Origin of the sequence: Dietzia sp. CW19, assembly GCF_014145265.1 — a bacterium.
GTDB lineage: Bacteria > Actinomycetota > Actinomycetes > Mycobacteriales > Mycobacteriaceae > Dietzia > Dietzia natronolimnaea.
This window is the reverse complement of sequence record NZ_JAALEE010000072.1, coordinates 2,146-9,709: the sequence shown is the minus strand read 5'-3', so window position 1 is coordinate 9,709 and position 7,564 is coordinate 2,146. Positions and strand designations below refer to the sequence as shown.

Here is a 7,564-nt window from a genome sequence, read left to right as displayed (position 1 = left end):
CGTGCACTCTCACGCCCCGCGCCCGCGCGGCCTCGATGCGCTGACGACCCACCTCGTGTGCCGCGGCGATCCGGACCCGGTCGTCGGTGCCGGCGCAGAGGTCGATCAGCCGATCGGGTAGCGACCTGGTGAGGACGAGGACGGTGGGCGCGGGTCCGGTGCGCCGGTCCGTCCAGACCGGGCTCACCACGGCGGGACCGTAGCGTTCGGCCAACGCCGTCCCGGACCCCACCAGGACGAGGTCGGCGCGGGCCCGCATGGCGTCGTAGACCAGGCGGTCGGTGGGCGTTCCCAGGCCCCCGCTCCGGCCGTCGACGGTGGTGGTCCCGTCGATGGAGGAGATCATGACGGCACGGATCATCGGGGCGCCCGTGGGCTGGTCCGGCTGGAGGGCGGTCCAGATCGCGTCGAGCGAAGCCGGGTCGTCGTCGAGCGCGGGGGGTCGGGTCGACAGCACCTGGGGCTCCTTCCGTTCTGACGCCTGTCGCCCCACGATAGGCTCATCGCATGGTCTCTCGCCTCGTTGACGTCACCCCGGTGGTCCCCGCCGACCAACTCGTGGCACAGATGGTCCCGCCGTCGATGTTCGATGACGTGAGTTTCGAGTCCTACATCCCGGACCCCGCCGAGCCCTCCCAGGCCGCCGCGGTCAAGGCGTGTCGGGAGTTCGCCGAGGGCGTCGTGACCCGTCGTTCCCCCAAGAAGGGACTGTTCGGGCGTCGACCCAAGTCGGTGGAGGGGGCGGGGATCTATCTCGACGGCGGGTTCGGTGTGGGCAAGACCCACCTGTTGACCTCGATCTACCACACCTGTCCCGAGCCCAAGGCGTTCGGCACGTTCGTCGAACTGACCCACGTGGTGGGTGCCCTCGGGTTCAACCGTGCGGTCGAGGAGCTGTCCGGTCACTCGGTGCTGTGCATCGACGAGTTCGAGCTGGACGACCCGGGTGACACCATGCTGGTGTCCCGGCTGCTCGCGGAGCTCACCACGGCGGGCGTCAGCGTGGCCGCCACCTCCAACACCCTTCCCGAGCAGCTCGGCGAGGGGCGGTTCGCGGCCAAGGACTTCATGCGCGAGATCCGCAAGATGTCGGGGATCTTCGAGTCGATCCGAGTCGACGGCCCCGACTACCGTCACCGCAATCTTCCTCCGGCGCCGGACCCCATGTCCGAGGCGGAGCTCGAGGCGGACGCCGGCGCGGACCCCGGGGCGACGCTGGACGACTTCGACGCGCTGTGCGGGCACCTGGCCACCCTCCACCCGTCCAAGTACAACCGCCTCGTCGACGGGGTGACCAGGGTGTGCCTGCGCGACGTCGCTCCGTTGCCGGACCAGGCCATCGCCCTGCGTCTGGTCGTCCTGGCGGACCGCCTGTACGACGCCGGGATCCCCGTCCGTAACTCGGGGGAGAAGCTCGACGCGATCTTCACCGAGGAGATGATCGCCGGCGGCTACCGGAAGAAGTACCTGCGGGCCACGTCCCGGCTCCTCGCGCTGTCGCGTTTCGAGACGGTCGGCGGCTGAACGCTCAGTCCTGACCCGGGGCCCTCCCACCGAGCTCCCTCTCGTAGACGACGTCGGTGTTGGACACGCCGCCCACGTCGAACGTGCGCGTTCCCCGTTCGGCGAACCCCTGCCTGGCGTAGAACCGGCGTGCCCTGGTGTTGGCCACGTTGGTGGCGAGCCACAGACTTCGCGCGCCCCTCCCGGCACACCTCCGGACGACGTCGTCGAGAACCAGGGCCGCGATGCCCGAACCGTGGTGGCCGGGGTCGACGTACAGCTTGCTGATCCCGACGGTGGGTCGGTGGAGGATCTGATCGGCGCAGGCCGGGTCCATCTCGATCCCGTCCACGAGGAGGGCGTATGCGGCGAGTCGCCCACCCGGCGTCCTGGCCGCGAGGAGTTCGTGCCCGGGGGTGACCAGATGGACACTCAGCGCGCCGGTGGAGAGATGCCGGGCGATGAAGGCGTCGATCGAGTCCCGGGGGAGATCCGGGGGACACGCCAGCGGGAACGTCCGGGCTGCCAGCGCGGCAATCGGGCCGAGATCTGCCGCGACTGCGGGTTCGACGGTGGGTTCGACGCTGGCGATCACCCCGTGAGACTAGCGGGGCGCGGGGATCAGGAATGCAGGTGCAGGTTCTCGGTCCCACCCACCCCGGACATCACCAGCCGTTCCGAGTCGTCTCCGCCTCCGAGGACCATAGTGACCTCGTAGGTGTCCGTGGCCGTGCGGCGCAGGTCGACGAGGATGCCCGTGGTGTGCCGGAGGTCGACGACCCGCCCCCGGACGTCCTCCAGGGAAATCGAGTCGACCGTCGCCGTGTGGGGCAGTCTGTGCGCAGTGGACATACCCCGATGATGAGTGATCCTCATCACGCGGCGAGCACGGGCACGTACCGAACAGGGAGCGATCCCGCCGAAATGCACGACGCCCCGGCGGTCAGCCGGGGCGTGTGTCGTGGTGCGCGATACTGGGATTGAACCAGTGACCTCTTCCGTGTCAGGGAAGCGCTCTCCCGCTGAGCTAATCGCGCGGGATTCACCGACCGGATCTCTCCGGCGTGGAGGTGGAGACGGGAATCGAACCCGTGTTGACGGCTTTGCAGGCCGCTGCCTCACCACTCGGCCACTCCACCGAAAAGGTATCGAGCCCGGTGAGGACTCCTGGCTCCTCGATCCCTCCGAGCGGATGACGGGATTCGAACCCGCGACCCTCACCTTGGCAAGGTGATGCGCTACCAGCTGCGCCACATCCGCACTGCTCCCCGGCTCGCTGTTGCTCACCGCGTTGCGAGAATGAACATTAGCCGACGCCGAACTTGGAACACAAATCGGGGGCCGGAAACCGGGTTCCACCTGCACGGACGCCCTGATCCGGGGTTCTGCGGCCCAGCGCGCACCGGCCCTCCGGACGCGTGTCGGCACGGTACCGGCACGGCACCGACACGGCTCCGGCGCCTCGCCGACCCCGAATTGGGGCCGCGGGTCCGGCTTGCTACAGTGTTCCGGTGCCGATCGAGAGATCGGGCCACGCGCGGTCCTATAGCTCAGTGGAAGAGCGCTCCGTTCACACCGGAGAGGTCACTGGTTCGAACCCAGTTAGGACCACACCGCACACGCAGCCTCCGCCCCGGTGACCGGGAGACGGGGGCTGCGTTCGTATCCGGGCCAGCCGGTGCGCCGAGTCAGTCCTGCCGTCCGGCGACAGCCTGCTCCAGGGCCTGGCCGAACACCTCGACGGGCTGTGCACCGCTCACGGCGAGCCTGCCGTCGAAGACGAAGAACGGCACTCCCTGCACCCCGATCCCACGGGCGGCCTCCACGTCTTCACGGACGCGCTCGCCGAACCCGTCCCCGGACAGCATCTGGTCGACCGCGTCGGCGGGCAGCCCGGCCTCGACACCGATGCGCCTGAGGACCGCCGGATCCGAGAGGCGCTCGCCGTCGGTGAAGTGGGCGCGGCGCAACGCCTCGTCGATCTCGTCCGCCTTCTCGTGGTCTGCGGCCAGTGCCGCCAGCCGGTGGGCGTCGAAGGTCGAGGAGATCGTGGCGGACCGCCAGTCGAACTCCAATCCGAGTTCCCGGAACCGTCCCGCCATCTGTTCCTGCGTGGCCTCCGCCTCCGCCTGCGGCATGCCGTACTTGCGCGAGAGCATCTGTGCGCTGGACTCGTCGACGCCGCTCTCGCCGTGCCGCGGCGCTGCGGGGTCGAGTTCGAAGGCCCGCCAGACCACCTCGACGTCCGTGTCGGGGTGGTCTGCCCGGAAGGCCTCCAGTGCGGACTCCAGATGGCGTTTGCCGATCCAGCAGAAGGGGCAGACGACGTCGGACCAGATGTCTATGCGCATGGCGGGTACAACGGCCCGAGGCGGTCCGGGATTCCGCGAGGCGCCGGGTAGCATGAACCGGCCCAGGTCCGTCACCGGAGCTGGTGCGCCGTCACGGGTGACCCACGGTCACCCGTCATCCACTGCCGAGGAGATCGCCCCCCGTGTCCGAGACCCCCGTGTCCGAGAACCGCATGCCGGAAGCCGACGTCGACGCAACGGGTGCGGGCACCGTGACCACCACCGTCATTCCGGCGGGAGAGCCAGCGGGCAAGATCCTCGCCGAGCGGGAGTTGCAGTCGAAGAGCGGCCCCGAGACCGTCGTGGTGGTGCGCGACCCCGGTGGCGCGCTGCGCGACCTGTCGTGGGCGCCAGAGGCGGACACCGAGGTCGAACTCGTCCGCGCGGACACCGAGGACGGCAGGTCCGTGATCAGACACTCCTGCGCCCACGTGTTGGCGCAGGCCGTCCAGGACAAGTTCCCCGAGGCGAAGCTCGGGATCGGCCCGCCGATCGAGAACGGCTTCTACTACGACTTCGACGTGGCCGAGCCGTTCACTCCCGAGGACCTCAAGGACCTCGAGAAGCGGATGAAGAAGATCATCAAATCGGGCCAGCGTTTCGCCCGGCGCGAGTACGCCTCTCTGGACGAGGCCCGCGCCGAGCTCGCCGGTGAGCCGTACAAGCTCGAGTTGGTGGAGGACAAGGGACGGGCGGACTCCGGCGACGCCGGGGGCGCCGAGGCCCTCGAGGACGCGGAGATCATGGAGGTCGGGGCCGGCGCACTGACCGCGTACGACAACCTCAACCCGCGCACGGGCGAGGTGGTCTGGTCGGATCTGTGCCGCGGGCCCCACACCCCCACCACCAAGTTCATCCCCGCGTTCACCCTCACCCGTTCCTCCGCGGCGTACTGGCGCGGCGACCAGAAGAACGCCGGCCTCCAGCGCGTCTACGGCACGGCGTGGGAGAGCACCGAGGCGATGGACGCCTACCTCGATCGCCTCGCCGAGGCGGAGAAGCGGGACCACCGGCGGCTGGGTACGGAACTCGACCTGTTCAGCTTCCCGGACGAGATCGGCTCCGGCTTCCCGGTGTTCCACCCCCGTGGCGGGATCATCCGCAACGAGATGGAGCAGCACTCCCTCAAGCGCCACCTGTCCGCCGGGTACTCGCTGGTCAACACCCCGCACGTGACCAAGGGCGACCTCTTCCGGAAGTCGCAGCACCTGAGCTGGTACTCGGAGGGCATGTTCCCTCCCATGGTCCTGGACGCGGAGTACGACGCCGACGGCAGGGAGACCAAGCCGGGGCAGGACTACTACGTCAAGCCCATGAACTGCCCCATGCACAACCTGGTCTTCGACTCCCGCGGTCGCTCGTACCGCGAACTACCGCTGCGGATGTTCGAGTTCGGCACGGTCTACCGGTACGAGAAGTCGGGCGTGATCCACGGGCTCACCCGCGCGCGCGGTTTCACCCAGGACGATGCCCACATCTACTGCACCGAGGACCAGATGGAGGGCGAGATCGCCTCCGTGCTGTCCTTCATCATCTCGCTGCTGCGCGACTACGGCCTCGAGGACTTCTACCTCGAGCTGTCGACCAAGGACCCCGAGAAGTACGTCGGCGGTGACGAGATCTGGGAGCGCGCCACCGAGACGCTCGAACGGGTCGCCACCAACTCGGGTCTCGAGCTGGTCCCGGACCCGGGCGGGGCGGCCTTCTACGGACCCAAGATCTCGGTCCAGGCGCGCGATGCGATCGGCCGGACCTGGCAGATGTCCACGGTGCAGCTCGACTTCAACCTCCCCGAGCTGTTCGACCTCACCTACAACGCCGCGGACGGCACCAAGAAGCGCCCGGTGATGATCCACCGCGCGCTCTTCGGGTCCATCGAACGGTTCTTCGCCGTCCTGCTCGAGCACTACGCGGGGATGTTCCCGGCGTGGCTCGCGCCCGTGCAGGTGGTGGGGATCCCGGTGGCCGAGGCCCACGAGAAGCACCTCGAGGACGTGATCGACGAACTCCGCGGCCGCGGGATCCGCGCCGAACTCGATCTCGCGGACGAGCGCATGCAGAAGAAGATCCGCAACCACACGACCGGCAAGGTCCCGTTCATGCTGCTGGCCGGCGACCGGGACGTCGAGGCGGGCGCGGTGAGCTTCCGGTTCCCCGACGGCACCCAGCTCAACGGGGTCTCCCGGAACGCCGCGATGGACAAGATCGTCTACTGGATCAACTCGCGGCGCAACGACGTGCCCACGGCGGAGCGGGTGTGACGCCCCGGGAACCGACCCCGACGGACGGGTACCGCCAGTACGGGGTGGGGGAGGATCGCCTGCAGCTGCTGTGGACCCCGTACCGGATGTCGTACATCGCCGAGTCGACGCCCGAGCCCGCCGAGGGTATGACCGGGGAGCCCTTCCTCGACATCCCCCGGATGAGCGACGAGGACGGCCTGATGGTCGCCCGTGGCGCCCATGTCTACGTGGTACTCAACCTGTACCCGTACAACCCCGGGCACGCCATGGTGGTGCCGTACCGCAAGGTGGCCGACCTGGAGGATCTCGACGACGACGAGGCGCGTGAGCTGATGTCGTACACCCAGCAGTTGATCCGGGTCGTCAAGGCCGTGTCCCGACCGGATTCGTTCAACGTGGGGCTCAACCTGGGCAGCGCCGCGGGGGGTTCGCTGTCGGATCATCTGCACCAACACGTCGTGCCGCGCTGGATCGGCGACGCCAACTTCATTACGGTGACCGGCGGAACCAAGGTGCTGCCCCAGTTGCTCCGTCAGACCCGACAACTGCTGGCCGAGGCGTGGTCGACCGTGCCCGGGCCCGACCACACCTGATTGCGGGGGAACAGATGCTGAGCGAGTTCGGAAGGTCGGGTGTCACCAAGGTGGCACACCCCTTCGCGACGTTCCTGGTCCGGATCGGGGTCACCGCGAACGGCATCACCCTGGCCGGGCTGGTGCTGACCTGTGCGGCGGCGGTCGCGCTCTTCGGCAACGGCCACCTGGTGGCAGGGGCGATCGTGATCGCCCTGTGCACCCTGCTCGACCTGGTCGACGGGGCGGTCGCCCGGGCGGGTGACGGCGGGTCCCCCTACGGCGCGCTGGTCGACGCGGTGTCGGACCGGGTGGCCGACGGTGTGATCCTCGCGTCCCTGCTGTGGTGGCTGGTGGACGCCGAACCGGACAACAAGTACGCGCTCGGCATGCTGCTGGCGTGCCTCGTGCTCTCCCAGGTCGTGTCCTACTCCAAGGCCCGCGCGGACGCCGGGGGTCTGCGCACGCCCGGCGGTCTGATGGAACGCGCCGACCGCCTCGTCCTGATCCTGCTCGGTGCCGGCCTGGAGGGTCTCGGCGTCCCCTGGGCCCTCGAGATCGCGATCACGGTGGTCGCGGTGGGCAGTCTCATCACGGTCCTCCAGAGGGTGTGGGGCGGACGGGCCGACCACCTCGGGCGGCTCGACCGGCTCGGGTCACCGACGGCGGGCGACCGATGACCCGGCTGGGCCAGCGGGCCTCGGACCTCGGGTACGCCGCGGGGTGGGCTCTGGTGCGCGCGCTCCCCGAACCGGTGGCACGGGCCCTGTTCCGGACCGGAGCCGACGTCGCTGCCCGACGTCAAGGGGAGGACTCCCAGCTCCGCAAGAACCTGTCCCGGGTCCTCGGGGTCGCCCCCGCGGAGGTCCCCGACGACCTCGTCCGAGACTCCTTC

General features: G+C 69.2%; 8 protein-coding genes, 4 tRNA genes and 1 pseudogene. 6 read left to right on the top strand and 7 right to left on the bottom strand.

What is annotated here, in order from left to right; genetic code table 11:
- Positions 1–457: dihydrofolate reductase family protein (locus G6021_RS02675; protein ID WP_182640611.1), on the bottom strand; the 457-nt coding region annotated here is incomplete at its 3' end.
- 50 nt (positions 458–507) lie between these two features.
- Between G6021_RS02675 and zapE the strand changes: the two genes are divergently transcribed.
- Positions 508–1,524, top strand: a complete 1,017-nt coding sequence (gene zapE, locus G6021_RS02670; RefSeq protein WP_179525390.1) for a cell division protein ZapE — start codon at positions 508–510, stop codon at positions 1,522–1,524.
- 4 nt (positions 1,525–1,528) lie between these two features.
- Here zapE and G6021_RS02665 read toward each other — a convergent pair whose 3' ends face one another.
- The 5 genes from G6021_RS02665 to G6021_RS02645 all read right to left on the bottom strand — a co-directional run bounded on the left by G6021_RS02665 (position 1,529) and on the right by G6021_RS02645 (position 2,763).
- Complete coding sequence (locus tag G6021_RS02665) at positions 1,529–2,098, bottom strand: GNAT family N-acetyltransferase (protein ID WP_338404200.1); 570 nt, start codon at positions 2,096–2,098, stop codon at positions 1,529–1,531.
- Between the two features lie 26 nt (positions 2,099–2,124).
- On the bottom strand, positions 2,125–2,355 hold the full coding sequence (locus G6021_RS02660) for a hypothetical protein (RefSeq protein ID WP_179525389.1): 231 nt from the start codon (positions 2,353–2,355) through the stop codon (positions 2,125–2,127).
- A gap of 110 nt (positions 2,356–2,465) precedes the next feature.
- Positions 2,466–2,540, bottom strand: a tRNA-Val gene (locus G6021_RS02655).
- A 28-nt stretch (positions 2,541–2,568) separates the two neighbouring features.
- Positions 2,569–2,642, bottom strand: a tRNA-Cys gene (locus G6021_RS02650).
- A 48-nt stretch (positions 2,643–2,690) separates the two neighbouring features.
- A tRNA-Gly gene (locus tag G6021_RS02645) sits at positions 2,691–2,763 on the bottom strand.
- A 279-nt stretch (positions 2,764–3,042) separates the two neighbouring features.
- On the opposite strand from G6021_RS02645, the gene G6021_RS02640 reads away from it, so the two are divergent.
- Positions 3,043–3,114, top strand: a tRNA-Val gene (locus tag G6021_RS02640).
- 77 nt (positions 3,115–3,191) lie between these two features.
- On the opposite strand, the gene G6021_RS02635 is transcribed toward G6021_RS02640, so the two are convergent.
- Positions 3,192–3,854, bottom strand: a complete 663-nt coding sequence (locus G6021_RS02635; RefSeq protein WP_182639282.1) for a DsbA family oxidoreductase — start codon at positions 3,852–3,854, stop codon at positions 3,192–3,194.
- Positions 3,855–4,027: 173 nt separating this feature from the next.
- On the opposite strand from G6021_RS02635, the gene thrS reads away from it, so the two are divergent.
- From thrS to G6021_RS17070, 4 genes and pseudogenes are all read left to right on the top strand, one after another.
- Positions 4,028–6,115, top strand: coding sequence for a threonine--tRNA ligase (thrS, locus tag G6021_RS02630; protein WP_182639283.1), 2,088 nt, complete (start codon positions 4,028–4,030; stop codon positions 6,113–6,115).
- Positions 6,112–6,690 (top strand): HIT domain-containing protein, encoded by a 579-nt coding sequence (locus G6021_RS02625; RefSeq protein ID WP_182610602.1) that lies wholly within the window; start codon positions 6,112–6,114, stop codon positions 6,688–6,690. The genes thrS and G6021_RS02625 overlap by 4 nt, the downstream gene beginning before the upstream one ends.
- 14 nt (positions 6,691–6,704) lie before the next feature.
- Positions 6,705–7,349, top strand: coding sequence for a phosphatidylinositol phosphate synthase (gene pgsA, locus G6021_RS02620; RefSeq protein WP_182610601.1), 645 nt, complete (start codon positions 6,705–6,707; stop codon positions 7,347–7,349).
- A pseudogene (locus G6021_RS17070) lies at positions 7,346–7,564 on the top strand (phosphatidylinositol mannoside acyltransferase); the annotation flags it as partial. The gene pgsA and the pseudogene G6021_RS17070, both read left to right, overlap by 4 nt.